The following is a 25508-nucleotide window of genomic DNA, read 5'->3' as shown; positions in this document are numbered from 1 at the left end:
ACTACTTCGAGACTTCCGACGGTACACGTCGAAGCCAACGGACCCGGCAGGCTCGTTGCGTGCTCACCGGCTCCGTCTCGGACCATTGTTCCGCGAAATCGGCGAGGTGAATCCCAACCGGCCGAAAATCAGGAGTACACGTGCGGCGCGAGGGTGCCGATGGAGCGCAGGTTGCGGTACTTCTCGTTGAAGTCGAGGCCGTAGCCGACGACGAACTCGTTGGGGATGTCGTACCCGACGTACTTCACGTCCACGCTCATCTGCTGCGCCTCCGGCTTGCGGAGCAGGGTGCAGATCTCGACCGAGGCGGGGCCGCGGGAGGCGAGGTTGGAGACCAGCCAGGACAGGGTGAGCCCGGTGTCGATGATGTCCTCGACGACCACCACGTGCCGGCCGTTGATGTCGGTGTCGAGGTCCTTGAGGATCCGCACCACGCCGGAGGACTTGGTGCCGGAGCCGTAGGAGGAGATGGCCATCCAGTCCATCTCGACGTGCCGGCCGAAGTGCCGCGCGAGGTCGGCCATCACCATGACCGCGCCCTTGAGGACGCCGACGAGCAGGATCTCCTTGCCCTCGTAGTCCCGCTCGATCGCGGCGGCCAGCTCCGCGAGGCGGTTCTGGATCTGCTCCTCGGTGTAGAGGACGTTGACCAGGTCGCCTTCTACGTGCTTCTCGTCCATGGACGTCAGCCTGCCACAGGCCCTGGGCAGAACAGCAGTCTGCCCCCGGCGCGACGTGCGTGCCGGGGGCCGGGCAGGTCCACGCCCGCCTGCCCGCGCCAGTCGGTGAGCAGCGCGTCGACCGCCTCGACGTGCACGGCGAAGAGCTCGGTGGCTGGGCACCCTGCGGCCAGCGCGGCCCGGCGCAGCACCCGCCGGCGCACCGCCGCGGGCGCGGCGAGGAGTACGTCGACCCGCAGCCCGTCGCCGTCCGCGGCGGCGGCCCGCGCCTCCTCGGCGAGCGCGTCGAGGGCGTCGGCGTCGTCGCGGAGCAGCCGCGCGGTGCGGGCCAGCGCCTCGGCCACCCCGGGGCCGAGCTCCCGCTCCAGCACCGGCAGCACCTCGCGCCGCACCCGGACCCGGGCGAAGGCGGGGTCGTCGTTGTGCGGGTCCTCCCAGGGCGCCAGGCCCTCGGCGCGACAGGCCGCGACGGTGTCCGCGCGGGACAGGCCGAGCAGCGGGCGGCGGTAGGGGCCGGACACCGGGGCCATCCCGGCGAGCGACCGGGCCCCGGACCCGCGGGCGAGCCCGAGCAGCACGGTCTCCGCCTGGTCGTCACGGGTGTGCCCCAGGAGTACGGCGTCCGCGCCGACGTCCTCCGCGACCCGCCCGAGCGCGGCGTAGCGGGCGGCCCGTGCCGCGGCCTCCGGCCCGCCCGCCGTACCCACCTCGACCCGGACCGCGCGGGCCTCCGCCGCTCCGAGCGACCGCATCCGCTCCACCAGGTCCCGGGCGCGCTCGGCGGAGCCGTCCTGGAGGCCGTGGTCCACGGTCAGCGCGGTCACCCGGTGTCCGGGGCGGCGGCTCTCGAACACGGTCGCCGCGAGCAGGGCCAGGGAGTCGGCGCCGCCGGAGCAGGCGACGAGCAGGCGGGCGCCGGGGTCGAGGTCGGCGAGGCTGCGGCGCACGGCCAGCCGGACGGCGGCGACCGCCGGGGACGGGCCCATGTGCGGCGGGAGGTCAGCCGTGGACGCGGCGGACCCAGGCGGCCGGGTCGCCGATCTCGGCCTTGGACGGGAGGTTGGCGGGCTCGACCCACACCTTGTTGAAGCCCTCCATGCCGACCTGGTCCATCACGCCGCGCACGAACGCGGCACCGTTGCGGTACTGCGCCATCTTCGCGTCGAGGCCGAGCAACCGGCGGAGCACCTTGTCGAGGGTGCCGGCGCCCTTGCGGCGCTCGTTGAACCGGGCCCGGATCTGGGCGACCGAGGGGATCACGCCGGGCCCCACCCCGTCCATCACCACGTCGGCGTGCCCCTCGAGCAGGGACATGACACCGGTGATCCGGTCCACGACCTCCTTCTGCTCCGGGGTCTGGACCAGGTCGAGCAGGCTGACGTCGTCGTTGCCGCGGACCAGGTCACCGAGACGCTTGACGCCCTCGCCGAGCATGCCCGCGAGCTTGGCCGGGTCGACCTCGACGGAGTCGACGAGGTTCGCGATCTCGCCGTGGATGTGGTCGCGCATCCACGGCACGGCGGTGAACTGGACCCGGTGGGTCTCCTCGTGGAGGCACACCCAGAGCCGGAAGTCGGTCGGGTCCACGTCGAGCTCGTTCTCGACGTGGACGACGTTCGGGGCGACCAGCAGCATCCGCCCGGCCGTCTCGGACCCGACGGGGGCGTGGAACGGGTCGAACTGGCCGAGCACCTTCGAGGACATGAAGCCGAGCAGCGCGCCGAGCTCGAGACCGGTCACGCGGGAGCCGACCGCCTCGGCCAGCGGCGAGGGGGCGCCCTTGCGCTCCTGCAGCTTCTCCACCAGCGGCGAGATGATCGTGGCGAAGCCGTCGACGTTCGCCTGGATCCAGCCGGGCCGGTCGACGATCAGGACGGGCGCGCTGCGCTCCTCCGCGACGAGGCCGGTGTAGTCGCGTACCAACGACGTCGAGCGGTGTGCGCCGGCACGCAGCTCGGCGACGACGGCCTCCGCCTCGCCCCGGCTGATCATCGGGCCGGGTCCGGACATCTTGGACGCAGCGGTGACCGCGAGGTCCCAGTCGATCATCGTGGAGCGGTTGCCAGCCATGGCTCGACCCTACGCCGTGCGCTCAACACCCGAGGGCGGTCAGGCTCCGCAGGAGCAGCCCGCGAGGGCGGCGGCGATCTCGTCGATCGTGGCCCGGGCGTCCAGCGTGTTCTCCACCTTGACCCGGTCGGCGACCACCGCGAAGGACAGCACGGTGCCGTCGAGGTCGGTCGTGGTCCCGGCCAGCCCGTGCACGCCGGTCAGCGTGCCGGTCTTCGCCCGGACCCGGCCCAGGCCGGCGTCGTCGCCGGTGGCGAACCGGTAGGTCAGCGAGCCGGTGAAGCCCGCAACGGGGAGGTCGACCGCGACCGGGCGCAGCTCGGGGTGGTCCTCGTCCGCGGCCGCGCCGACCACCGCGAGGAGCGTCTCCGCCGCGACCCGGTCGTCGCGTGAGAGCCCGCTGCCGTCCAGGATCCGCTGACCGGCGGTGTCGATCCCGAGGTCGGCGAGGACGTCGCGTACGGCGGCGCTCCCCCCGACGAACGACCCGGGCCGGTCCGTGGCGAGCGCGACGTGCCGGAACAGCACCTCGGCGCCCTCGTTGTCGCTCATCTCGAGCACCCACTGCACGACCTGCTCGAGCGGCGCGCTCTCCACCTCCGCGAGCACGTCGGGCTCGGCGTCCGCCGCGGTCGGGCGGGGCCGGCCCACGACCGCGATCCCCTGCTTGGCGAGTGCCTGCGCGAACACCTGGGCCGCGCCGAGGGCGGGGTCGGCCGACCGGTCCACCATCCCCGGCCGCTCCCGGCCCTCGTCGACCCAGAGCGCCGAGATCGGCGAGACCACGTCGTCGGGCAGGTACGACGCGGGCCACTGCGGGCTGACCGCGGGGCCGGTGAACAGCGACGCGTCGTAGCCGAGGGAGACGCGGGTGCGGCCGAGCCCGTCAAGGGAGCGGGCGGTCTTCTTCGCCAGGGTGAGCAGGTCGGCCCGGGCCGGGTAGGTGTCGTCGCCGCTCGGGGTGCGCGCGAGCAGCGGGTCCCCTCCCCCGACGAGCACGACCTGACGTGGCGTGGCGCCGGCCACCACCGTCGTGCTGAACGTGTGTCCCTGGCCGAGGGCGGCGAGCGCCGCGGCGGAGGTGAGCAGCTTCATCGTCGACGCCGGCGTGACCACCGTCGGCCCCGACCGGAACACCGGGGACCCGTCGGAGAGCTGGTCCACCGCCACCGCGACGCGGGGGCCGAGCTTCTTGTCCCGCAGCAGCCCGGCCAGCGCGCGGCGCACCTTCGCGGGGTCCGCGGCGGTGCTCGCGTCGCCGGGCACGGCCACCGGCTCCGCGACGGTCGCCGCGGGCAGCCTCAGACCCGGTGGCGGCGCCACCGCGGCCGGCTCGGTGACCGGCGAGGGGTAGTCCCAGCCGAGCCAGCGGTTGCCGAGGTCGAAGGTGTAGGAGACGCCGGCGAGGACCAGGACGAGGACGACCAGCGCGACGGTGGCCCGGCGCAGCAGCCTTCCGGAACCGGTCCGGGCGGAGCGGTCGACCCGACGGCCGGAGTGGCGTACGTCACCTCTGGCCATGCCGAACGCCTCCCGACTGCGCATTTTCCTCCGTTGTGCGCGACACTAGGCCGCACTGATCTTGAGAACGCCGAGTGGAGGAAGTGGACGTGGAGTTCGACGTACTGGTTGAGATTCCGAAGGGCCAGCGCAACAAGTATGAGGTCGACCACGAGTCCGGTCGAATCCGGCTCGACCGGACACTGTTCACCTCCACGCAGTACCCGGCGGACTACGGTTTCATCGAGGACACCCTCGGTCTGGACGGCGACCCGCTCGACGCGCTGGTGCTGCTCCAGGAGCCGACCTTCCCCGGCTGCCTGATCAAGTGCCGCGCGATCGGCATGTTCCGGATGACCGACGAGGCCGGCGGCGACGACAAGGTCCTGTGCGTCCCCTCGCACGACCCGCGCCTCGAGCACCTGCGCGACATCAACCACGTCTCGAAGTTCGACCGGCTCGAGATCCAGCACTTCTTCGAGGTCTACAAGGACCTCGAGCCCGGCAAGTCCGTCGAGGGCGCGAACTGGGTCGGCCGCACCGAGGCCGAGGACGAGGTCCGCGCCTCCTTCCAGCGCGCCAAGGACGAGGCCAGCCACTGACCTGGAGCGCCTCCAGCACCGTCAGGACCTGAAACGCCCCCGCATCGAGGGAAAGCACCTCGATCGCTGCGGGGGCGTTTTCCTGTTCCGGCACCGGCCGCTCGCTAGTGGATGATCTCGGCGCGGAGCATCTCCGGCGGGACGTCGAAGGCGTCGACGAGGTCGCCGCAGATCGGGCGGACCCGCCGGCACAGCTCGTTGACCATCGCGGTGACGGCCTTGGACTTGGCGTTGGAGAGCCGGCCGTGCTCCATGAACCAGGCCCGGTCCCGCTCGATGGCCGAGAGCGCGTAGAGGTCGCAGAGCAGGTGCATCGCCTCGCGGTTCGGCCCGGTCTCCATCGCGCCCACCTTGTCCACGAAGGCCTCGAGCACCAGCCGCTCCACGTGCGCGTGCGCCGCGCCGATCACGTGGTCCTGGCAGGCGCTGAACACCGCGGCCGGGTCGCCGCCGGCGTCCATCCCCTTCTTCAGCCGCCGCGCGACCCCGGCGAGCATGTGCTCCTCGCGCCACCGCAGCAGGTTCAGGTGCGCGGAGGTGTCGAGCAGCCCCGCGTCCGGGTCGGTGTCCGGGTCGTTGGCGGGCACCACGTCGCGAAGCCGGTCGAGGATCTTGTGCACGCTCGTGCGCTCCATCACCGTCTCCACCGCGACCGAGGCGACGAACCGCACCATCCCGAACTGGTCGAGGTCGCCGAAGGCGTCGCGGTAGTCGGTGAGCAGGCCCTTCGCGACGAGCTGCAGCAGGATCGTGTTGTCGCCCTCGAAGGTGGTGAAGACGTCGGTGTCCGCGCGGAGCGCGTCGAACCGGTTCACCGACAGGTAGCCCGCGCCACCGCAGGCCTCGCGGCACTCCTGGATCGTCCGGGACGCGTGCCAGGTGCCGAGCGCCTTGGTGCCGGCAGCCCGGGACTCCAGCGCCCGGCGGTCGCGCTCCGAGGCGTCCTCGTGGGAGAACACCTCGTGCAGGTCGGCGGCCAACCGCTCCTGGGCGAAGTGCAGGGCGTAGGTGCGCGCGAGCAGCGGGAACAGCCGACGCCGGTGCATGCCGTAGTCGAGCAGGAGCTCCTCGTCTCCCGAGCCGGGCGTGCCGAACTGGCGCCGCCGGAGGCCGTACTTGACCGCCACCGCCAGCGCCACCTTGCTGGCGTTGATCGCCGCCCCACCCACGCACACCCGCCCCTGGACGAGCGTGCCGAGCATCGTGAAGAACCGGCGGTCGGGGTTCTCGATCTCCGACGTGTAGGCGCCGTCCGCGGTGACCTCGGCGTAGCGGTTGAGCAGCGCCTCCCGGGGCACCCGGACCCCGTCGAACCAGAGCCTGCCGTTGTCGACGCCGTTGAGCCCGATCTTCTGCCCGCAGTCCTCGATCCGGACCCCGGGCACGGGCTCCCCGGTCTCGTCGCGGATCGGTACGACGAAGGCGTGCACGCCCTGCGACTGCCCGTTGACGACGAGCTGGGCGAAGACCACGGCGGTCGAGGCGTGCATCGCGGCGTTGCCGATGTAGTCCTTGCGGGCGAGGTCGTCGGGGGTGCTGATCACGAACTCCGCCGTCGCCGCGTCGTACACCGCGGTGGTGCCGAGCGCCTGGACGTTGGAGCCGTGGCCGGTCTCGGTCATCGCGAAGCAGCCGAGCAGCTTCCCGCTCACGAGGTCGGCCAGGTAGGCGTCGTGGTGCGGCTTCGTGCCCAGCTGGAGGATCGCCCCGCCGAACAGGCCGAACTGCACCCCGACCTTCACCAGCACCGACAGGTCGCCGTAGGCGAGGGTCTCGAACGCCGCGATCGAGGCGCCGATGTCACCGCCTCCGCCGTACTCCTCGGGGAACCCCATGCCGGTCTGGCCGGTCCGCGCCATCATCACCACGACGTCGAGGACCCGCTGCCGGAAGTCCGCCCGGCTCATCTCCTCGGCGTCGCGCAGGATGTCGCCGTGCTGGGCGAGGTTCTTGCGGACGAGCTGACGGACCTCGGCGTACCTGCCGTCGAGCAGGGTCGCGAGGGCGGGGACGTCAACCGTGGGAGACACGTACTGAGAGGGCATGGGCCAAGAATCCCAGGCCGCCGCGCGGACGGGAAGTGACGCGACCTACACCCGGGCGAAGAAGTTCGGCGGGATCCAGTAGTAGAGGCTGTCGATCGACACCGGGCGGCCGGTCCGCGGGGCGTGCACGATCATGCCGTCGCCGATGTACATCGCCACGTGGTGGATCGAGCTCGGGTCGCTCGACGAGCCCCAGAACACGAGGTCCCCGGGGCGGAGGTCGCCCGACGAGATCGGGGTGCCGGCGTAGTACTGCGCGGCGGAGTAGTGCGGGAGGGAGACGCCCGCGGCGCCCCAGGCGCCCAGCATCAGCCCCGAGCAGTCCCAGGAGCTCGGACCGGCGGCGCCCCACACGTAGGGCTCACCGACCTGCGCCTTGGCGAACGCGATGGCCTCGCCCGCTCCGCCGCTGCCGCTGGGGGCCGGCGCGGGGGCCGGAGCAGGTGCCGGGGCCGGGGCGGGGGCGGGGGCCGGAGCGGGCCGGCTCGGCTTCTTCGGCCTGCTGGGCTTGTCGACCTTCGCGGGCTCGTCCCGCTCCGCCTGCTCGCGCTGCTCCTGACGAGCGTCCTGGCGCGCCTCCTGGCGGGCGTCCTGACGGGCCTGCGCGGCGGCCTCGGCGCGCAGCCGTGCATCTTCGCGCGCCTTGGCGGCCTCCTCGCGAGCCTGCTCGCGGGCGGCGGCCTCGGCCTCGGCGCGGGCCCGCTCGGCGGCGCGCTGGGCGGCGAGCTCCTCGAGCGCGGTCTGGCGCTGCTGAGCGAGCTCGACGGAGATGTTCTGGGCCGCCGCGAGCTCCCGGATGAGGAGGTCCTTCTCGGTGGCGATCTGCGCGGCCGCCGCCTGCGCGTCGTCCGCCGCCTGCGTGGCCCGGTCCCGGGCCACCTCGGCCTCGGCGGCGAGGCGGACCTGCTCGGCGCGCGCGTCCTTGGCGCGACTCTCGAAGACCTGGGCGAGGGCGTCGGCGGCGGAGAACCGGTCGTAGTCGGCCTGCAGGGAGTCGGAGGCTCCCTGGAAGGCGGCGAACTGGTCGAGCACGCCCTCCGGGCCGGAGGCGTCCATCATCGCGCCGAGCGCGGTGATCTCCGTGCCCTGCTGGTACGACGCCGCGACCAGGGCACCGATGGCGCCGCGCTGCTCTGCGACCGTCCGCCGGGCGGCGACCGCCTCGTCCTTGGCCTTCGCGACCTGGAGATTGGCCTCCTCGAGCCGCCACATCGCGCCGTTGTACTGCTCCGACGCCACCTCCGCGGCCACCGCGGCCTGCTCGAGGCGCTGGTTGGCGAGCAGGAGCGACGCCTGGATCGCGCCGACGTCCCGGGTCTTGTCGGCGACGCGCTGCTGCGCGGCCTCGACCTGCTCCTGGCTGGGGAACGCCCGGTCGCCCCTGTCGGCGGCGGCCGGCTGCACGACGGACACGGACACCGCTAGGGCCACGCCCGCGGTCACGGCGACGCGGAGCCGCACCCGCCGGCCTCGGCCGGTCTCGCTGCTCATCTGCGCACCTGCTCGGTGGAGTCGCACGTGTTCGTCCCTTTCGGTGTGTCCCGCGAGCCGCTTCCCCGGCGGTTCGCGGGCCGTTCCCAGCACGACCGGCCTTCCGGTCACCGGCTGCTGGCCCTCCCATAAGCCAGCTGCCGACCTGAGAGACGAGCCACCCGAGCAGCACCGTCGAGGGAACGTTAGTGCGCACCTGCCACAAAAGGAACAGTTTTCACATAAAAAACTTCTGCCCCACGGCGTGTCATCTTGACGAACTACATGGTTGTAACTTTAGCGGATGTCGTGAATGCCCGATTTATACCGTTACCGGCGACTCTTTGCTGCGCGATCGACCGGCTCCCGTCGTGCGTGGGTCGACCGACTGCGGACATGCCAAGGCCCCGTCCCTTCGGGAGGAGGGGACGGGGCCTCGGGGGTTTGGCACCGCCCCCTTGGGAGGAAGGGGCGGTGCCAAGCCGGGCTCAGCTTCCCGGGTCGACCGGGACAGCTGGTCTCTGCGCGGTCAGGCCTGGGGCATCTGGCCGCGACGACGGGTGGCGAGCAGCAGGCCACCGGCGACGACGAGCGTCAGTCCGCTGCCGGCCAGGAGGCCGAGGTCGGCAGGTGCGCCGGTCTGGGGCAGCACCACGGCGGCGGGCCGGCTGACCGTGTTGGCCACACCGAGGATCCGAGCGTCCCGAGGCTTGCGGGTCTCGCGCTCCTCCGCCACAGGGGCGCTGGGCTCCGGGCCGTCAACCACGACAGGGATCGAAGGCGTGAGGACCGGACCACCCTCGTCCGGAAGCTCAGTCACCGGGTCCACCGGGTCCACCGGGTCCACCGGGTCGGTCGGGTCGGTCGGGTCGGTCGGGTCGGTCGGGTCCGTCGGATCGGTCGGATCGGTCGGATCGGTCGGATCGGTCGGATCGGTCGGATCGGTCGGATCGGTCGGATCGGTCGGATCGGTCGGATCGGTCGGATCGGTCGGATCGGTCGGGTCGGTCGGGTCGGTCGGGTCGGTCGGGTCGGTCGGGTCGGTCGGGTCGGTCGGGTCGGTCGGGTCGGTCGGATCGGTCGGGTCCGTCGGGTCCGTCGGGTCCGTCGGGTCCGTCGGGTCCGTCGGGTCCGTCGGGTCCGTCGGGTCCGTCGGGTCGGTCGGGTCCCCTGCAGGGCAGATCCCGTCCGCGTTGGGTGCGACGTCGTCCTTGTGGCTCAGGTGTCCCGGCGCCTGGTCCGGCGGGATGAGCTCGAACTTCTTGCCGGCCTTGTGGCAGATGGCACCGTCCTGGGCACCGGCGCTCGCGCTGGCGTCACCCGCCCCGCCGGCTCCGGCGTTCGCGGAGTTGCCTGCCGCGTTGGCGACGCCGGCGAAGCCGAGCGTCAGGAAGGCGGCAAGAACGGCCGCGGATGCCTTGAACGCGTGCGAGCGCACGCCGATGTATGTAGACATGACGTCTAGATCTCCCCCCGGCCCCTCAGAGCCAGATAGTCGAACCGGCCCCCCAGCCGGTCGGGAACTTCCCCAAGCTCCCTTGAATTACCCCACAAGCAAGGTATCGCCCCAATGTCGGATTTGACGCGAAGAGGCGATATTTCGCAGATGATTTTGCTTTCACCGACCCCGCGGCCGCAGATGTTCCAGGGGGAGGTGCCGGCTACAGGGTCTCCCGCTCCACCGGTACGTCGGCGCTGGACGTGGTCGGGTGCGAGGAGCGGCCGTGGCGCTCGAACTTCTGACCCGTCGCCAGACCGCCGAGCCACACCGAGATGATGGCGATCGCGGCGCCGGCGATGTCGTCGGAGATGTAGTGCCAGCCGAAGTAGATGGTGGCGATGACGGTGAGCACGAAGAACACCCACAGCCCCCACCGAATCCAGGCGTGCCGCACGGTGTACTGCGCGACGAGCGCCGCGCAGAGCACGATCGCCACGTGCAGCGACGCGAAGCCCGCCACGCTCTGCACGCCGTCGGAGTTGAACGGGTCGAGCACGACGTCCAGCCGGCCGGCGGAGAGGGAGTCCTGCAGCTGGGTCACACCGGTGACGTCGAGGTCGGTGTAGAGCCACACGTAGTAGAAGGCCGGACCCAGCGACGGGATGGCGTAGTAGCTGGCCGTGCCGAGCGCCCAGCACAGGCACTGCGCGGTGACGTACCAGTAGCCGAAGCTGATGTTGCGCGACCACACGAGCCACGCGATCACCGAGATCGGCACGAGCGGCAGGAAGAGCAGGTAGACGAAGGACAGCACGTGCGCGCTGACGCCCTCGCCGAGCACGGTGTGCAGGAAGATCGCCGGGTCGCCGCCGAAGAAGATGGCCTCGTCGATCGCCTTGAGGAGCGGGTCCTGCGTGCCCTCGCGGATGAAGGGCAGGAAGTTCTTGAGGTTCCGGTAGCCGACGTACGTCACGTAGAAGCTGGCCAGCCCGATGATGACCAGCGCGATGCGTTCCCGGGTCCAGTGCTCGTCGATCACCGCCCGGGCCTCGTTCCGGAAGGCGCGTGGGTCACGGCGCGACCGCCAGGCGGCCCTCGGTATCACGTCGGCGAGGAACGCCCCGCCCACCAGGAGCGGCAGGCGCAGCCACGAGGGTCCGAGGAAGCCCTCCGGGTCGCGGATCGGCAGGCCCAGCGACTGGCTTGCCACGACGGCGAGCACACCCGTCATGATCGCGACTCCCACCAGGAGTCCGTAAGCCCGCCGTTTCACCGGGGAATTCTAACGAACCACCCGCTCCGGTCCGATGGCGCGTCAGGCCGTCACCACGAGGTACAGCCAGGGCAGCGCCGCGACCGCCACGCCCCCCAGCAGGATCGCCGTGTCCCGGCGCTGCCAGGGCGCCGGTTCGGCGAAGGTACGGCGGTGTGCGGCGCCGAACCCGCGGGCATCCATCGCCAGCGACATCGACCCGGACATCCGCATCGTCGACACCATCAGCGACAGCGCCATCGACGCCGTGACACGGGCCCGGTGCAGGATGCCGCCGTCGGCGCCGACACCGCGTGCGCGGCGGGCCCGCGCGATCTGCTGCCACTGCCAGCCGAGGGCCTCCAGGCGCTGGAGGGCGGCCGTCGACGCGACGACCGGACGTGCCGGCAGGTGCAGCCGCTGGGCCAGGTGGTCACCCAGCCGGGTGGGGTCGATGAACGGCGTGAGCACGGCCGCCGGGATCACCAGGTAGAGCACGCGCAGGGTCGCGCCGGCCGCGACGTCGAGGTCCCGGCCGCCGTACAGCCAGGTGGACAGGCCGAGCGAGAGCGCCGCCAGCGCGACCAGCCCGAGTCGCCGCACCGTCGAGGACCAGTCCCGCACCACCACGAGGGACACGAGGAGCAGCACCCCGACGCAGACGAGGCCGTGCCGCGTCGAGTGGATGGCGGGGGCTCCCAGCGCCGGGAGCAGCGACGCGGCGAGGAGGGACAGCGGGCCGTAGGACGGGCGGCTCATGTCAGCCGTCCCCGTTCGAGGGTGAGCGTGCGCCCGCCGGGGGAGACCAGGGCGTGCGTGGCCACCGCGTCGTGCGTGGCGACGCCGACCGCGGCTCCCGCGTTCCGCGCCGCCAGGCACAGTCCGGTGACCGCCGCCCAGGTGTTCCGGTCCTGGCCGACCGTCGGCTCGTCGAGGAGCAGCCCGGCCGGACCGTGCACCAGCGCGGCGGCGACCACCAGCCGCCGCTGCTCACCCCCGGACAGGTGGTGCACCGAGGAGCCGGCGAGCGCGGCCAGCCCGAGGTGCTCGAGCAGTGCGCGCGCCCGCCGCTCGGCCGCGGCCGCGGGCTGCCCGAGGGCCCGGGCGCTGACGAGCAGCTCGTCGAGCACGGTGTGGGTGACCAGGCCGTGCTCGGGGAGCTGGGGCACCCAGGCGACCCGCGCCGCCAGCTCGGGCGAGGTGAGCCGGTGCAGGACGCGGCCCTTCCGCCCGGCGAGCCGGGGGTGGATGTGGACCGCGCCGCGGTCGGGGGCCTGGAGGCCGGCGAGGGCAGCGAGCAGGGTGGACTTCCCGGCACCGGACCCACCGCCGAGGACCACGCTCTCGCCCTCGTGCAGGACGCAGCTGACGTCGTCGAGCGCGACGTTCCGCGGCTCGCCCGCGGACCCGCCGAACGGCGACCCGTAGGTGACGCCCACCCGCTCCGCGGCGAGGAGCACCTCGCCGACGGGGACGTGGAGCGTCGGCGTGACCAGCACCGGGTCCACGGAGAGCGGCCGCGGCGCGGGCAGGTCCGGGACCCAGATCCCCTCGGCGGCGAGGGACTCCCCCAGCCGCGCCAGGACCTCGCCGGGGCGCCCGTCGGCGATGACGGCACCGGACCGGTCGAGGACGACGCACCGGTCCAGGTGCTCGACCCAGGGACCGATCTGGTGCTCGACGACGACGAGCGTCGTCCCCTGCTGCTCACAGGCGGCGAGGACGGAGCGACGTACGCGGGCGGCGTTGTCCGCGTCGAGCATCGAGGTCGGCTCGTCGAGGAGCAGCACCTGCGGCCGCAGCGCCAGCGCCCCGGCCAGCGCAAGACGCTGCGTCTCCCCACCGGACAGGGTCCTGGTGCTGCGCCGTTCGTCGTAGGGGAACCCGGCGGCCCGCAGCGCCCCGGCGACGAGGCCCGGCATGAGGTCCGGCGGCGTCCGGGTGTTCTCGAGCCCGAACGCGACGTCGCGTCCGACCCGGTCCGCGACGACGGCCGCCGAGGGGTCCTGCAGCAGCAGCCCCACGGTTCCCGCGCGCTCCTGGGGGTGCCGTCCGTCGACGCTCACCTCACCGGAGAGCTCTCCGACGTCCGTGGTCTGCAGCAGGCCGGCGATGGCCCGCAGCAGGGTCGACTTGCCCGACCCGCTCGCTCCCGCGAGCAGCACCTTCTCGCCGGGCTCGATCCGGAGGTCGAGCCCGGCGAGCACCGGGACGCGCCGGCCCGAAGGTCGCCAGGTGAGCCCGCGTACGTCGACCCGGCCACCCCCGGTCCTCGGCACGGAGGCGGGAGCGGGGCTGGTCAGACCGCGGATCGCTCGAGCTCCTCCTGGCCGGGGGGCATCGCGTTGGCGGCGCCCGTCTTGGCGAGCGCGCGCACCAGCAGCAGCCCGCCGAGACCCGCGACGACGGCGCCGGAGACGACGAAGGCGCCCAGGTAGGCGAGCTTCCAGGCCCACGAGAAGTCGACGACGTACTGCCACCACTCGTAGAAGACGACCTCGCACGCGGCGGCCAGCGAGCCGGCCAGGACGGCGACGAACGGACCGAACCGCCTCCACGCGAAGAGCGCCAGCGCGATCTCGACGCCGACCCCCTGCAGCGCGCCCGACAGCAGCACCGTCCACCCCCACTGCGAGCCGATCAGGGCAGACACGGCCGCCGCCACGACCTCCGCGAGCAGCGCGGCGCCGGGACGGCGGACCAGGAGGCCCGCCACGACCCCCGCGAGCAGCCACGGGCCGGCGAGCAGGGCGGTCAGCGGCGGGAAGACCGCGTACAGCGCCGCCGCGGGCGCGTTGTACACCAGGCTCCACGCCCAGAACACGACCCCGAACGCGACACCGAGCATGGCGGCGCTGACGAGGTCGACGGTGCGGTAACCGAGCAGCGGGCGGGACGCCAGGACCGTCGTACGACGGCCGCCCGAGGCCCGGTTCGGCTGTGACTCGACTGAAGAGGACATGCTGCACTCCCAAAGGTTCAGGGAGGGAATCGCACGAATGCGATCGAGACTCGACTTCCTTCGCCGGTATGAGCCGGGGCAGGTTCGAGGGTCTGCGGCCGTTTCCGCACTCTCAGCGCCGGTCGGCGCTCCCCTGTCGTTCTGGGTGCGAGACTACACCTGCCCGAGGCGCGCCCGCAGGGTGTCCGTCGGGCGGCCGGACCCGACCCGCGTGACCACCCGCGACCGACCCACGGAGGAGGCCCGTGCCGAGTCCGCAGCACCAGTTCCTGGCCCGGGTGGTGCCGGTGCTGCGTCGGCGCGGCGAGGTCGACGACGCGGACGCGCTGCGCCGCGGGGTGCTGGCCGCGCAGGCCCGCGCCGCCACCGACCCGCCGGCCCGGACCGTGCGCGGCTGCGAGGTGACCACCCGCACGGACCTCGGCTTCCCCGTCCACGAGCTGCGGGTGCGGGGCACCGACCCGGGGCGCGCCGTGCTCTACCTGCACGGCGGGGGCTACGTCGCCCACGCCGACCCGGGGCACTGGCGCTACGTGGTCCGGCTGGCCCGGCGGCTCGACGCGCGGGTGGTGCTCCCGGTCTACCCGCTGGCGCCGCAGTGGACCTGGCGCGACTCGCACCCGGCGGTGCTGTCGCTCTTCGAGCAGCTGGCCATCGAGTCGCCGCGCGGCGTGGTGCTCGCCGGCGACTCCGCGGGCGGCGGCTTCGCTCTCGCCCTCGCGCAGCAGCTCGCCGCCCGGCCGGGGCCACAGCCGACGCACCTCGTCCTCCTCAGCCCCTGGCTCGACCTCACCAACGCGGCGCCCGGCACGGCCGAGGCCAACGCCCGCGACCCGTGGCTGCGGCTCACCAGGCTCCGGCTCGCAGGGTCGTGGTGGGCAGGCGGCGACGACGAGACCCGGCCCGAGGTCAGCCCGCTGTACGGCGACCCGGCCGGCCTGCCGCCCACGCTGATGTTCTGCGGCACCCTCGACACGTTCCACCCGCAGTGCCGCGAGCTGGTGCGCCGGGCGGAGGGCACCGGCTGGGACCTCGCCTACGTCGAGGAGCCCGACCTGCTGCACGTCTTCCCGATCCTGCCGGTGCCCGAGGCCGGGCCGGCCCTGGCGACCACCCTGGAGTTCCTCGCCGAGCCCGGTTCCGGGCGTGGCTAGGGTGGGCGGGTGACCCCGGCCCCCCTCCCCGACCGCGAGGTCGAGCGCGCCCTCGTGGTCACCGCGCACCCCGACGACGTCGACTTCGGCGCCGCCGCGACCGTCGCCGCCTGGACCGGCGCGGGGATCGACGTGACCTACTGCGTGATCACCGACGGGCAGGCCGGCGGCTTCGACCCCGCCGTGGACCGCGCCGACATCCCCGACATCCGGCACCGGGAGCAGCGCGCCGCCGCGAAGGCGGTCGGCGTGCAGGACGTCCGGTTCCTCGGGTACGTCGACGGGGAGCTGGAGGTGACCCGGGCGCTGGTGCGCGACCTGGTCCGGGTGCTGCGCCAGGTCCGCCCGCAGCGGGTGCTCATCTCGAGCCCGGAGCGGAGCTGGGAGCGCCTGGCCCCCTCCCACCCCGACCACCTCGCCGGCGGGGAGGCCGCGACCCAGGCGCTGTTCCCGGCGTCGGGCAACCCGTTCGCGTTCCGCGACCTGCTCGAGGACGAGGGACTCGAGGCCTGGTCTGCGTCGGAGGTGTGGCTGATGGAGCACCCGACCGACAACCACGTGGTCGACGTGACCGAGCACTTCGAGGCGAAGATGGCCGCGCTCCTGTGCCACGAGAGCCAGCACCCCGACCCGGAGCGGATCCGCCGGGCGATGCACGACAAGCTCACCGCGACCGCCGTCGAGTACGGGCTCGCCGACGGCCGGCTCGGCGAGAAGTTCGCGGTCTACCGGCTGCCGTAGCGGGCCGCGGCCGAGGCCGCACCCAGCCAGGTGTGCGGGTTGCCGGCCCAGCACCAGCCCAGCCGCGGCGCACCCTTGCTCACCCAGAAGCTCGGGACCCGCTTGTTCGCCGCGCGTGACCCCAGGCTCTGGAAGGCGTTGCGCGTGGTGAGCACCTTCGGGAAGTGGGTCACCAGCGCCACCCCCTCGTCGATGGTGAGCGGGCTGCGCCCCGCACCGAGCAGGACGGGCAGCGCGTCGGTCGGCCGGACGCCGAGCGTCCCGGCGCCGGTGTCCACGTCGACCAGCAGGTAGGCGTCCGCCTCGGGCGGCTCGACCTCGGGGATGGGGGCATAGCCGCCGAGCTCGTCGGCCATGTCGGTGAAGCCGGGCCGTCCGCGGACGGCGAACCGCTCCACCGCGGCCACGGTGGGGACCAGCCGGCTCGTCACCACGAGCAGGAACGGGAGGGACCGGGGCGTCGAGGCGAACGCCTTCGGCAGCAGCTCGCCCAGCGGCGCGAGGTGGTCACGCAGGCCGCCGGGGCTCATCCCGGCCAGCTCCGGGTAGCCCTTGTCGCACAGGTTCCCCAACTGGCGGTCGAGCTCGGCCTCCGGGGTCGGCGCGAGGTCGACGTCCTCCCCTCGTGCGACCGCCCAGCCCGCCGTGTGCCGCCGGCGCCCCGACGTCGTACCGGTCTCGCTCATCGCCTGGCCCACCCTCCGTCCGACGACCAACGAACCGCCGTACCAGAATGTTCCGGTGGCCGACGTACGCACCGCACCCTTCGACGAGCTCGACACCCGCACCGCCTACCTGCTCTGGCAGCTGCGCGAGGCGGTGTTCGTGGTGGAGCAGGAGTGTCCCTACCAGGAGCTCGACGGGCGCGACCTCGAGCCCGGGACACGGCACCTGTGGGTGGAGGACGACGGGCGGCCGGTGGCCTACCTGCGGGTCCTCGATGACCACGGCTCGGTGCGGGTGGGCCGGGTGCTGGTGGCGGCGACCCACCGCGGACGCGGCCTCGCCGAGGACCTGATGCGGGCGGCGCTGGCGTCGGCCGGGGACCGGCCGGTCGTGCTCGACGCCCAGTCCTACCTGGTCGGCTGGTACGGCCGGTTCGGGTTCGAGGCGTCCGGCGAGGAGTTCCTCGACGACGGCATCCCGCACGTGCCGATGCGCCGCGCTCAGGCGTAGGCGACCAGTCGGACCTCGAAGCCGTCCCGGGTGCGGTCGAAGTCGAGCACGTCGCAGAGCTGGCGGGCGGCCCACAGGCCCAGCGAGGCCTCGGTGCTGCTCGGCCGGGCGTAGCCGACGAACGCGTCGTCGATACCCGGACCCTGGTCGGTGACCGTGCACAGCAGGGTGTCCACCTCGGTCCACAGCCGCAGCCGCACCGGCGGCGCGCCGTGGCGCCAGGCGTTGGCGGTCACCTCGCAGACGGCAGTGACGAAGTCGTCGACCTTCTGGCGCGGCACCGTGGACATCAGGGTGGCCGGGAAGAGCTCCAGGCGCAGCTCGGTCAGGTTCTCGGTGCGGTCGAGGACCAGGTGCGGCGGGTCGTCCTGTACCGCGGCCCTCGGGGTGCGCCAGCCCTCGTGGCGGACCAGGTCGGCCGGGTCGAGGTACGTCGGGTTGGGGCGGACGCCGTGCGGGGTGACCAGACCGGTGTGGGCGCTCTGGATCGCCTCGAGGATCCCCGGCTCGACCTGGGTGGTGTCGTAGGGGCACAGGGTGCGGAACGGGTAGTCGGCGAAGACCCGGTTCACCGCCGCCTCGTAGAGCAGCCACTCCTGCCAGGGCAGGTCGGCGTTGTCGAAGTCGATGAAGCCCATCGCGCGGTAGCCGGGCACGCCCGCCGCGAGGCCGCGGTCCATGATCCGCTTGTAGGCGTCGATCACCGACACCGGCCGCCCGTAGACCGGGGACTCGGCGAAGACGACCCGCTTCTCGTCGCCGTACACGGCGGAGAGGGCCTCGGTGACAGGGTTGCTGCCGGAGTTGACGAGCACGACCTCGCCGGCCTCGAGCCCCTCGCGCACGAAACGTTCCGCCGCCGTGGTGAGGTCGGCCGGTGCGTCGTAGAAGATCGCGTTGTGCTGCAGAGCAGCGTGCTGGTGAACCCGCGCGGACAACGAGGCCCCTCCCTTTCCGCTGGCGGTCTCGGAACAGTGTCGTACCCGACGTGGCCGCGGACAAGCCGGTGGACACGCCCACAGTGGCGCGTCACACACCGACCGGCGCGCCGACGCTGAGCACCTCGCGAGCCGGCCGGCGGTCTCAGGCGGAGGCGCCGGCCCGGGCCTGGGCCTCCGCGGCGAGCTGTCCACCCCAGGCCCGCGCCCGCTCGAGCTCACCGTCGACCAGCGGCCCGTCGACGTCGGCGACGTAGAAGCTCGCGGTGCCCGCACCGGACTTGAAGCCGTGCCGGCGCAGCGCCTTGGTCGCCGACTTCGCGGCGGAGCCGGGCAGGTGCCGCACCTTGGTCACGCGGGTGTCGAAGGTGGCGACGTACTCCGTGTGCCGCCCGGCCTCGAGGTGGTCGATCCAGTCCCGGATCCCGGTCCCGGCCGGGTGCGTGGCGCCCTGGCGTACGGCGTCCTCGCGGGTGTTCTGCCGGGTCATCGAGAACGCGTGGGTCGGTCCACCGACGACGACCAGGTCGAGCGGCGCCGGGAGGCTCGCGGGCGCGTCGCCGACCTCGACGACCTCCACCTCGAGCCGCTCCCGCAGGCCGTCGGCCACGGCGCGGGCCACCTCCTCGGTGTTGCCGAACATGGACTCGTAGACGACGAGTGCCTTCATGGCGGTCTCCTTCTCCTCAGGTCTGTCCGGGGGTGCGCCTGCTCGCGCCCCGGATCGCGAGGGCCAGCGTGGCGACGGAGATGAGCAGCAGGACGCCGCCGACCGCAAGGAGCCCGGCCACCAGCCAGCCCAGTGCGGGAACGGTCGCGCCCACCGCCACGTCGGCGGCAACGTCACGGCTGCCGTCGGCGTTCATCAGCACCACGACCCAGTCCCCGGAAGCGGCGTCCCAGGTCAGCTGCTGGTCGCCGGTGCCCGACGCCGACGCGGTCCAGATGTCGCTGTCCCCGGGGAGCACGGACGGCGCGCCGCCGTCATACTGCCGGTAGACGGGGGTCTGGTCGCCGTCGGCCCCCGCGAACCGGAGCAGCGTGGAGTGGCCCACGCCGTCGAGGTAGCGCGCGGCGTCCGCCGCCTCGGCGACCCCGACGAAGACCGGCTGGTCGCCGGTCGGCGTGACCTCGACCGAGACCTCGCCGAACAGACCGCGGGGCACGGCGTCGGAGGCGGTCCCGGTCTCGAGCTGGATGGGCTCGGAGGTGACCGCGAAGGCGGCGCTGCCCACCCCCTCGGTGGGGGTCATCATGAAGCCGCGGTCGTTGCGCATGGTCTGGTCGGCCACCGCGAGCGTCGTCCCCCCGGCGAGCAGGCCTCCCGCCACGAGGAACAGCAGGCTCGCCAGCACCACCGCCACGACCCGGCCGGTGGTCCAGCCCGGCGTGGCAGGCGGCGTCGTCTCGGCGCCGGCCGCTCCCACGGCGGGGGCGGGAGCCGCTCCCGGCACGGCCGCCGCACCGGGCGGCGGTGGCGCGGGCGGCGCCACGGCCACCTGTCCCGGGCCGGGGTCGTGCTCGCCCATGTCGAGACGGAAGGGCGGGTACTCGTCGGTCATCAGGGCCGCGTACGCCGCGACCCGGAGCACCCAGCGGTTCATGCCCAGGACGAGGTCGTAGACCGGCCGCGGGTAGACGCCGGTGAAGAGCAGGACCACGGCGGCGATCAGCACGAGGAGGCCGATCAGCCCGCCGCCCCACAGCACCTGCCCGTTGTCCGACCCCATCTCGGTCGCGACGTAGAAGCCGCTGCCGAGGAAGAACGCGACCACGAGGTAGTGCGGCAGGGCGAGCAGCCACCACTTGACCAGGACCAGCCCACGGGAGAGCCGCTCGGGGTAGTCCACCGTCAGGTGGGCGGGGTAGTCGGGCACCTCGGCGAGCGTGAACGGCGGGTACCGGTCGGTGCCGAGGGCGCCGTACGCGTAGTAGGCCACCCGCCACGACCAGCGCATCACCCCGACGTCGAAGTCGAAGATGGCCCGCGGGTACCGGCCGGTGACCAGGATCGAGAGGAACGCGGCGATGCTGAGCACCGCGAACGCGAGCCACAGGAACACCAGCACCACGTAGTGCGGGATCACCAGCACCCACTTGACCAGCCAGAGCCATCGGTTCAGACCGGCGTCGAGGGTGGCATCGACATGGACGGGATAGACGGATGCACGCACGTTGATCGCCTCCAGGCCTCACCTCCAGCGTCGGTGGCGCGTGCGGCGGGTCGCAGGTGCCGATGGTCACCGCGGCCCGGGCCCTACATCCCGACCGGGACATACCTCCGACAACGACGACCCGCCGGGACGTATACCCCCTGGGGTAAGGACCTTGTGCCCTGCCCGCCACCCCCCGGCCTGCCTAGCGTGGAGGTGAACGGACGAGAACTCCGAAGGAGGAGCCGTGAGAGACCTGCTGATCCTGGGCGGTGGCACCGCCGGCACGATGGTCGCCAACAAGCTGCGCAAGCGTCTCGAGCGCGATGCGTGGCGGGTCACCGTCGTCGACCGCGACGACGTGCACCCCTACCAGCCCGGCTACCTCTTCCTGCCCTTCGGCGGCTACACCGAGCAGCAGGTGGTCCGGTCCCGGCACGCCTTCATCGCCGACGGCGTCGACCTCGTGCTCGGCGACGTGGACCGCGTCCGGCCGGAGGCGAACACCGTCACCCTCACCGACGGCCGGACCCTGCCCTACGACTACCTGGTGATCGCCAGCGGCACCACGCCCCGCCCCGACCAGACCCCGGGCATGCTCGGCACCGAGTGGCGACGCAGGATCTTCGACTTCTACACCCTCGACGGGGCCAAGGCGCTCGCGGAGGCCCTGAAGCGCTTCGACCACGGCCGGCTCGTCGTGCACGTGACCGAGATGCCGATCAAGTGCCCGGTCGCGCCGCTGGAGTTCGCGTTCCTCGCCGAGGCGTGGCTGCGCCAGAAGGGTGTCCGCGACCGGGTCGAGCTCACCTACGTGACGCCGCTCCCCGGTGCCTTCACCCAGCCGGTCGCCTCGGCCCACCTCGGGTCGATGCTCGACGAGCGGAAGATCGCGGTCGAGCCCGACTTCATGGTCGAGCGGATCGACGAGGAGCGGAAGACGCTGGTGTCGTACGACGAGCGCGAGGTCCCCTTCGACCTGCTGGTGACCGTGCCCCTCAACATGGGCGCCGACTTCGTGGCCCGCTCGGGTCTCGGCGACGAGCTCAACTACGTCCCGGTGGACAAGCACACGATGCTCTCGCGCAAGCACGACAACATCTTCGCGCTCGGCGACGCCAGCGACATCCCGGCGTCGAAGGCCGGCTCGGTGGCGCACTTCTCGGTCGAGATCTTCGTCGAGAACTTCCTCGAGCACGTCGCGGGCCTGCCGATGACCGGCGCCTTCGACGGGCACGCGAACTGCTTCGTGGAGTCGGGCGACGGCAAGGGCCTGCTCATCGACTTCAACTACGACACCGAGCCGCTGCCCGGCAAGTACCCGCTGCCGAGGATCGGCCCGATGGACCTGCTCAAGGAGACCCGCGCCAACCACCTCGGGAAGCTCGCGTTCCGCTGGGTCTACTGGAACGTGCTGCTCCCGGGCCGGCCGATCCCGCTCCCGGCCCTCATGTCGATGGCCGGCAAAGAAACCGAACCCACCACCGCGACCCAGGAGAGGTAGCCATGCCCACCACCACCATCGACGGCCACGTGATCCACGTCGACGACGAAGGCTTCATGACCGAGTACACGGAGTGGAGCGAGCCCCTGGGCAAGGCGCTGGCGGCCCAGATCGGCATCGAGATGTCCGACGAGCACTGGAAGGCGATCCGCTTCCTGCGCACCGACTTCGCCGACCAGGGCGAGACCGCGACGCTGCGCCGGGTGAGCGTGCTCGGCGGCATCCCCACCAAGCAGCTGTTCGTGCTGTTCCCCCAGAAGCCGGCCAAGAAGATGGCCTACGTCGCCGGCCTGCCCAAGCCCCACGGCTGCGTCTGACGCGCAGCGAACCCACCCGAGGAGACCCGGCCATGACCACCACCCAGAACGCCCCGCTCGTCCCGTCGTTCGACGACGCGGCGACCGACCGCAAGCTCGCGATCATCTGCTCCAAGGGCAACCTCGACATGGCCTACCCGGGCCTGATCCTGGCGAACGCCGCCCTCGGTGAGGGTGTCGAGGTGCACCTGTTCTTCACCTTCTGGGGCTTCGACATGATCAACAAGAAGACGATGGGCGACCTGAAGTTCACCCCGCTCGGCAACACCGCGACCCACATGCCCCAGGGCCTCGGCGGGCTGCCCGGGATGACCCACATGGCCACCTCGCGGATGAAGAGGTCCATCGCCGAGCTCGACGTGCCCGAGGTCCCGGAGTTCCTCCAGCAGATCGTCGACTCCGGCGGTCACCTGTGGGCGTGCCGCATGTCCGCGGACATGATGCACCTCGACGAGGAGGACCTGTACGACGAGGTCGAGGGCATCATCAGCGCCGCCGACTTCATCGAGAAGACCGAGAACGCACAGCTGCTCTTCATCTAGACGCCCGCGGCCGCGGTCTGCGGCTCAGGCCGGCAGACTCGTGGTGGCCCTACCCTGACGGGGCCACCACGACCACGTTCAGGGTCCGCGGGCCGTGCACGCCCTCGACCCGGTTCAGCTCGATGTCACTGGTGGCGCTCGGCCCGCTGATCCACGTCTGCGGACGCACCGGGTCGAGCCGTGCGACCGCGTCCGGGACGCCGGCGACGACCTGGTCCTCGCGGACCACACAGACGTGCATGTCGGGCACCAGGCTCAGCATCCGCCGGCCCTGTCCGGGCCCGTGGTCGAGCACGATCGTGCCGGTGATCGCCACCCCGGCCGTGGCCGTGGTGACCACGGCGTCCATCGCGTCGAGCTCCTTGGCGGTGAGCCCGGCGTCGACGGTGGCGCCCTCGACGTGGAACGGCAGGCCCTCGGGCACGACGACCTTCCCGGCGCCCCCGAGCGCGGCACGGACCGCCTGCTCGACCTCGTCGGCGGAGCAGCGGGTCACCGTCGCGCGGTAGTGCTCGACCCGGTCCGCGAACAGGTCGACGACCCCCTCGGGCGCGGTGGCGTCCCGGTAGCCGCGCGGCACCGGCTGCTCGGCCCGGTCCGCGTCGCCGAGCGCCCGTCGTACGGCGCCCAGGATCTCCTCGCGCGCGCTCACCGCTCCTCCTCGTTCCCGCCGCGGGTCCGCCGCCACCACGCCCGGAACGACTCCGGGGGTGGCGCGGGCAGGTCGCGCGCGTCGCTCCACCGCGACCCCGGCCACGGCAGCCGGCTGACCGCGCTGCGGCCGCCGGGCAGGCTGCGCCGGGAGAGCCGTCCCGCGACCCGCCCGGCGACCCCGGAGACCTTCTCGGCCAGGTCGAGCCGGCGCGCGTCGCCGAAGGCCCAGCCGGCCGCCCGCATCGCCAGCGCCTCGGACTTGGGACGCTGGTCGCGGTGCGCGTCGACCACCTTCGACCGCAGGTGCACGAGCACCTCGGGGATGTCGATCCGCACGGGGCAGGCCTCGAAGCAGGCGCCGCACAGCGTGGAGGCATAGGGCAGCGAGTCGGTCTGCTCGTCGACGCCGGTGCCCTTGAGCAGCGGGTTGAGGATCGCCCCGATCGGTCCCGGGTAGACCGAGCCGTAGGCGTGGCCGCCGGTGCGCTCGTAGACCGGGCAGACGTTGAGGCAGGCCGAGCAGCGGATGCAGCGCAGCGCCTGCCGGCCGACCTCGTCGGCCAGTGCCCGGGTGCGGCCGTTGTCGAGGAGCACCACGTGCACCTCCTGCGGCCCGTCGCCGGGTGTCACCCCCGCCCAGGTGGAGGTGTAGGGGTTCATCCGTTCCCCCGTGCTCGAGCGCGGCAGCAGCTGGAGGAACACGTCGAGGTCGGCCCAGGTCGGCACCAGCTTCTCGATGCCGACCACGGAGACCAGCACCTCGGGGAGGGTCAGGCACATCCGGCCGTTCCCCTCGCTCTCCACGACGACGAGGGTGCCGGTCTCGGCGACCGCGAAGTTCGCGCCGGAGACGGCCATCTTCGCGTTGAGGAACTTCTGCCGCAGGTGCAGCCGGGCAGCCCCGGCGAGCTCGGCCGGCTCGTCGGAGAGGTCGTCGGGGGCGGGGCGGCCGACCTCGCCCATCCGGTCGCGGAAGATCTCGCGGATCTCCGCCCGGTTGCGGTGGATCGCGGGAACCAGGATGTGGCTGGGCAGGTCGTCGCCGAGCTGCACGATCAGCTCGGCCAGGTCGGTCTCCCAGGCCGCGATGCCGTGCTCGGCGAGGACCTCGTTGAGACCGATCTCCTGGGTGGCCATCGACTTGACCTTCACCACCTCGTCGATGGAGTGGCTCTTGGCCACCTCCGCGACGATCCGGCAGGCCTCGTCGGCGTCGCGGGCCCAGTGCACGACCGCGCCACGCTCGACCAGCGCCGCCTCCAGCGTGAGCAGGTGCTCGTCGAGGCGGTGCAGGGTGTTGTCCTTGATCGCGGCGCCGGCCAGGCGCAGCTCCTCCCACTCCGCGACCTCGCCCACCACGGAGGCCCGCTTCGCGCGGATGGTGCCGGTCGCGTGGGTCAGGTTCTGCCGCAGCTGCGTGTCGGCCAGCGCGGCGCGGGCGGCCTCGGGGAACGCCGGCATCCCGACGAACGTGGCGGTCATGCGTCCTCCTCGGTGCGGGCCAGGATCTCGGCGAGGTGCATGACGCGGACCCCGGCCCGTTGCCGGGAGAGCACGCCGCCGATGTGCATCAGGCAGGAGTTGTCGCCGGCGACGAGCACCTCCGCGCCGCTCTCCCGGACGTGGCGGGCCTTGTCGGCGCCCATGGCCACCGAGGTCTCCGCGTTCTTCATCGCGAACGTGCCGCCGAAGCCGCAGCACTCCTCCGCCGCCGGCAGGTCGACCAGCCGGAGGCCGCGGACGGCGCGGAGCAGCCGCTGCGGCCGGTCCCCCACCCCGAGCAGCCGCAGCGAGTGACAGGTGGGGTGGTAGGTGACCCGGTGCGGGAAGTAGGCACCGACGTCCTCCACGCCGAGCACGTCGACGAGGAACTCGGTGAGCTCGTAGGTGCGCGGCGAGGTCCGGGCGACCCGCGCGGCGAGGGCGGCGTCCCCGGTGCGGCGCGCGACGATCGCGTGCTGGTGCCGGACCGACCCGGCACAGGACCCGGACGGGGTCACCACGGCGTCGTACGGCTCGAAGGTGTCGACGAAGGTGCGGACCGCGGGGACCGCCTCGTCGAGGTAGCCCGTGTTGACCATGGGCTGCGCGCAGCAGGTCTGCGCCTCGGGGAAGTCGACGTCGACGCCCAGCCGCCGCAGCAGCCGCACCACCGCCTTCCCCGTCTCCGGGAACATGGCGTCGTTGACGCAGGTGACCATCAGGGCGACCTTCATGGGGCCACTGTGCCATAGCGCACACGCCCATTTGTTGCTCCGCTCACGCCGCTCGTCAATTTGGGAACTCGCTGGGGTCGATTGCATTACC

25 protein-coding genes and 1 riboswitch are annotated in these 25508 nt (G+C 72.7%); of the genes, 7 read left to right on the top strand and 18 right to left on the bottom strand.

The window, feature by feature from the left end:
• Positions 1–128 precede the first annotated feature (128 nt).
• Genes hpt through dacB form a run of 4 tightly spaced genes read right to left on the bottom strand, consistent with a single transcriptional unit; the run spans position 129 to position 4271 of the window.
• Positions 129–680 carry a hypoxanthine phosphoribosyltransferase gene (gene hpt / locus K1X13_RS06570; protein WP_221024149.1) on the bottom strand — a complete coding sequence of 184 codons (552 nt, stop codon included), beginning with the start codon at positions 678–680 and terminating at the stop codon, positions 129–131.
• Between the two features lie 5 nt (positions 681–685).
• Positions 686–1666, bottom strand: coding sequence for a tRNA lysidine(34) synthetase TilS (gene tilS, locus K1X13_RS06565; RefSeq protein WP_221024148.1), 981 nt, complete (start codon positions 1664–1666; stop codon positions 686–688).
• Positions 1667–1679: 13 nt separating this feature from the next.
• The gene (locus K1X13_RS06560; protein WP_225914533.1) at positions 1680–2750 is read right to left on the bottom strand and encodes an Rv3626c family coenzyme F420 biosynthesis-associated protein; all 1071 of its coding nucleotides are present in this window, start codon (positions 2748–2750) and stop codon (positions 1680–1682) included.
• 39 nt (positions 2751–2789) lie between these two features.
• The gene (gene dacB, locus K1X13_RS06555; RefSeq protein WP_221024147.1) at positions 2790–4271 is read right to left on the bottom strand and encodes a D-alanyl-D-alanine carboxypeptidase/D-alanyl-D-alanine endopeptidase; all 1482 of its coding nucleotides are present in this window, start codon (positions 4269–4271) and stop codon (positions 2790–2792) included.
• Positions 4272–4360: 89 nt separating this feature from the next.
• Here dacB and K1X13_RS06550 point away from each other — a divergent pair, with 89 nt between their 5' ends.
• Positions 4361–4852, top strand: coding sequence for an inorganic diphosphatase (locus K1X13_RS06550; protein ID WP_221024146.1), 492 nt, complete (start codon positions 4361–4363; stop codon positions 4850–4852).
• Positions 4853–4956: 104 nt separating this feature from the next.
• Here the strand turns inward: K1X13_RS06550 and K1X13_RS06545 are convergent, their stop codons facing one another.
• The 7 genes from K1X13_RS06545 to K1X13_RS06515 form a co-directional block, all read right to left on the bottom strand.
• The gene (locus tag K1X13_RS06545; RefSeq protein WP_308249430.1) at positions 4957–6882 is read right to left on the bottom strand and encodes an acyl-CoA dehydrogenase family protein; all 1926 of its coding nucleotides are present in this window, start codon (positions 6880–6882) and stop codon (positions 4957–4959) included.
• 60 nt (positions 6883–6942) lie between these two features.
• On the bottom strand, positions 6943–8388 hold the full coding sequence (locus tag K1X13_RS06540) for a C40 family peptidase (RefSeq protein ID WP_225914532.1): 1446 nt from the start codon (positions 8386–8388) through the stop codon (positions 6943–6945).
• A 508-nt stretch (positions 8389–8896) separates the two neighbouring features.
• Positions 8897–9823 (bottom strand): LPXTG cell wall anchor domain-containing protein, encoded by a 927-nt coding sequence (locus tag K1X13_RS06535; RefSeq protein ID WP_221024144.1) that lies wholly within the window; start codon positions 9821–9823, stop codon positions 8897–8899.
• 205 nt (positions 9824–10028) lie between these two features.
• Positions 10029–11081: a phosphatase PAP2 family protein gene (locus K1X13_RS06530; protein ID WP_221024143.1), complete on the bottom strand. Its 1053-nt coding sequence runs from the start codon at positions 11079–11081 to the stop codon at positions 10029–10031.
• A gap of 42 nt (positions 11082–11123) precedes the next feature.
• Positions 11124–11819, bottom strand: coding sequence for an energy-coupling factor transporter transmembrane component T family protein (locus K1X13_RS06525; RefSeq protein WP_221024142.1), 696 nt, complete (start codon positions 11817–11819; stop codon positions 11124–11126).
• Positions 11816–13339: an ABC transporter ATP-binding protein gene (locus tag K1X13_RS06520; protein ID WP_221024141.1), complete on the bottom strand. Its 1524-nt coding sequence runs from the start codon at positions 13337–13339 to the stop codon at positions 11816–11818. The genes K1X13_RS06525 and K1X13_RS06520 overlap by 4 nt, the downstream gene beginning before the upstream one ends.
• A gap of 20 nt (positions 13340–13359) precedes the next feature.
• Positions 13360–14022, bottom strand: coding sequence for an ECF transporter S component (locus K1X13_RS06515; protein ID WP_221024140.1), 663 nt, complete (start codon positions 14020–14022; stop codon positions 13360–13362).
• 38 nt (positions 14023–14060) lie between these two features.
• A riboswitch (TPP riboswitch) is annotated at positions 14061–14167 on the bottom strand.
• Positions 14168–14267: 100 nt separating this feature from the next.
• On the opposite strand from K1X13_RS06515, the gene K1X13_RS06510 reads away from it, so the two are divergent.
• Positions 14268–15176 carry an alpha/beta hydrolase fold domain-containing protein gene (locus K1X13_RS06510; protein WP_221024139.1) on the top strand — a complete coding sequence of 303 codons (909 nt, stop codon included), beginning with the start codon at positions 14268–14270 and terminating at the stop codon, positions 15174–15176.
• A 9-nt stretch (positions 15177–15185) separates the two neighbouring features.
• On the top strand, positions 15186–15917 hold the full coding sequence (locus tag K1X13_RS06505) for a PIG-L deacetylase family protein (protein ID WP_221024138.1): 732 nt from the start codon (positions 15186–15188) through the stop codon (positions 15915–15917).
• On the opposite strand, the gene K1X13_RS06500 is transcribed toward K1X13_RS06505, so the two are convergent.
• Positions 15902–16603 carry a DUF5701 family protein gene (locus K1X13_RS06500; protein WP_221024137.1) on the bottom strand — a complete coding sequence of 234 codons (702 nt, stop codon included), beginning with the start codon at positions 16601–16603 and terminating at the stop codon, positions 15902–15904. The two genes, K1X13_RS06505 and K1X13_RS06500, sit on opposite strands and share 16 nt — an antisense overlap.
• 55 nt (positions 16604–16658) lie before the next feature.
• On the opposite strand from K1X13_RS06500, the gene K1X13_RS06495 reads away from it, so the two are divergent.
• Entirely contained in the window at positions 16659–17093 is a 435-nt protein-coding gene (locus K1X13_RS06495) for a GNAT family N-acetyltransferase (protein ID WP_221024136.1), read from the top strand.
• On the opposite strand, the gene K1X13_RS06490 is transcribed toward K1X13_RS06495, so the two are convergent.
• The 3 genes from K1X13_RS06490 to K1X13_RS06480 form a co-directional block, all read right to left on the bottom strand.
• Positions 17084–18031 carry an anti-sigma factor RsbA family regulatory protein gene (locus K1X13_RS06490; RefSeq protein WP_221024135.1) on the bottom strand — a complete coding sequence of 316 codons (948 nt, stop codon included), beginning with the start codon at positions 18029–18031 and terminating at the stop codon, positions 17084–17086. The two genes, K1X13_RS06495 and K1X13_RS06490, sit on opposite strands and share 10 nt — an antisense overlap.
• A 145-nt stretch (positions 18032–18176) precedes the next feature.
• Complete coding sequence (locus K1X13_RS06485; protein ID WP_221024134.1) at positions 18177–18701, bottom strand: flavodoxin family protein; 525 nt, start codon at positions 18699–18701, stop codon at positions 18177–18179.
• A gap of 16 nt (positions 18702–18717) precedes the next feature.
• Positions 18718–20205 (bottom strand): DUF4389 domain-containing protein, encoded by a 1488-nt coding sequence (locus K1X13_RS06480; RefSeq protein ID WP_221024133.1) that lies wholly within the window; start codon positions 20203–20205, stop codon positions 18718–18720.
• Between the two features lie 226 nt (positions 20206–20431).
• Here K1X13_RS06480 and sqr point away from each other — a divergent pair, with 226 nt between their 5' ends.
• The 3 genes from sqr to K1X13_RS06465 are packed head-to-tail and all read left to right on the top strand — an operon-like array spanning position 20432 to position 22547.
• Complete coding sequence (sqr, locus tag K1X13_RS06475) at positions 20432–21688, top strand: type III sulfide quinone reductase, selenoprotein subtype (RefSeq protein WP_221024132.1); 1257 nt, start codon at positions 20432–20434, stop codon at positions 21686–21688.
• 2 nt (positions 21689–21690) lie between these two features.
• On the top strand, positions 21691–22005 hold the full coding sequence (locus tag K1X13_RS06470) for a TusE/DsrC/DsvC family sulfur relay protein (RefSeq protein ID WP_221024131.1): 315 nt from the start codon (positions 21691–21693) through the stop codon (positions 22003–22005).
• Between the two features lie 32 nt (positions 22006–22037).
• On the top strand, positions 22038–22547 hold the full coding sequence (locus K1X13_RS06465; RefSeq protein WP_221024130.1) for a DsrE/DsrF/DrsH-like family protein: 510 nt from the start codon (positions 22038–22040) through the stop codon (positions 22545–22547).
• Positions 22548–22596: 49 nt separating this feature from the next.
• Here K1X13_RS06465 and K1X13_RS06460 read toward each other — a convergent pair whose 3' ends face one another.
• Genes K1X13_RS06460 through K1X13_RS06450 form a run of 3 tightly spaced genes read right to left on the bottom strand, consistent with a single transcriptional unit; the run spans position 22597 to position 25417 of the window.
• The gene (locus tag K1X13_RS06460; protein ID WP_221024129.1) at positions 22597–23199 is read right to left on the bottom strand and encodes a LutC/YkgG family protein; all 603 of its coding nucleotides are present in this window, start codon (positions 23197–23199) and stop codon (positions 22597–22599) included.
• Positions 23196–24683 (bottom strand): lactate utilization protein B, encoded by a 1488-nt coding sequence (locus K1X13_RS06455; RefSeq protein WP_221024128.1) that lies wholly within the window; start codon positions 24681–24683, stop codon positions 23196–23198. Before K1X13_RS06455 ends, K1X13_RS06460 begins: the two co-directional genes overlap by 4 nt.
• A complete protein-coding gene (locus tag K1X13_RS06450) occupies positions 24680–25417 on the bottom strand; it encodes a (Fe-S)-binding protein (RefSeq protein WP_221024127.1) in 738 nt (245 codons plus the stop codon). The genes K1X13_RS06455 and K1X13_RS06450 overlap by 4 nt, the downstream gene beginning before the upstream one ends.
• Positions 25418–25508: the final 91 nt, after the last annotated feature.

The sequence above is a fragment of the Nocardioides jiangsuensis genome, assembly GCF_019679455.1.
Classification (GTDB): Bacteria; Actinomycetota; Actinomycetes; order Propionibacteriales; family Nocardioidaceae; genus Nocardioides_C; species Nocardioides_C jiangsuensis.
This window is presented reverse-complemented; position numbering and strand designations above follow the sequence as displayed.

Coding starts and splice junctions, on each gene's coding strand:
- hpt (WP_221024149.1), bottom strand. CDS start 680: ATGGACGAGAAGCACGTAGAAGGCGACCTGGTCAACGTCCTCTACACC.
- tilS (WP_221024148.1), bottom strand. CDS start 1,666: ATGGGCCCGTCCCCGGCGGTCGCCGCCGTCCGGCTGGCCGTGCGCCGC.
- K1X13_RS06560 (WP_225914533.1), bottom strand. CDS start 2,750: ATGGCTGGCAACCGCTCCACGATGATCGACTGGGACCTCGCGGTCACC.
- dacB (WP_221024147.1), bottom strand. CDS start 4,271: ATGGCCAGAGGTGACGTACGCCACTCCGGCCGTCGGGTCGACCGCTCC.
- K1X13_RS06540 (WP_225914532.1), bottom strand. CDS start 8,388: ATGAGCAGCGAGACCGGCCGAGGCCGGCGGGTGCGGCTCCGCGTCGCC.
- K1X13_RS06535 (WP_221024144.1), bottom strand. CDS start 9,823: ATGTCTACATACATCGGCGTGCGCTCGCACGCGTTCAAGGCATCCGCG.
- K1X13_RS06525 (WP_221024142.1), bottom strand. CDS start 11,819: ATGAGCCGCCCGTCCTACGGCCCGCTGTCCCTCCTCGCCGCGTCGCTG.
- K1X13_RS06515 (WP_221024140.1), bottom strand. CDS start 14,022: ATGTCCTCTTCAGTCGAGTCACAGCCGAACCGGGCCTCGGGCGGCCGT.
- K1X13_RS06500 (WP_221024137.1), bottom strand. CDS start 16,603: ATGAGCGAGACCGGTACGACGTCGGGGCGCCGGCGGCACACGGCGGGC.
- K1X13_RS06485 (WP_221024134.1), bottom strand. CDS start 18,701: ATGAAGGCACTCGTCGTCTACGAGTCCATGTTCGGCAACACCGAGGAG.
- K1X13_RS06470 (WP_221024131.1), top strand. CDS start 21,691: ATGCCCACCACCACCATCGACGGCCACGTGATCCACGTCGACGACGAA.
- K1X13_RS06465 (WP_221024130.1), top strand. CDS start 22,038: ATGACCACCACCCAGAACGCCCCGCTCGTCCCGTCGTTCGACGACGCG.
- K1X13_RS06455 (WP_221024128.1), bottom strand. CDS start 24,683: ATGACCGCCACGTTCGTCGGGATGCCGGCGTTCCCCGAGGCCGCCCGC.
- K1X13_RS06450 (WP_221024127.1), bottom strand. CDS start 25,417: ATGAAGGTCGCCCTGATGGTCACCTGCGTCAACGACGCCATGTTCCCG.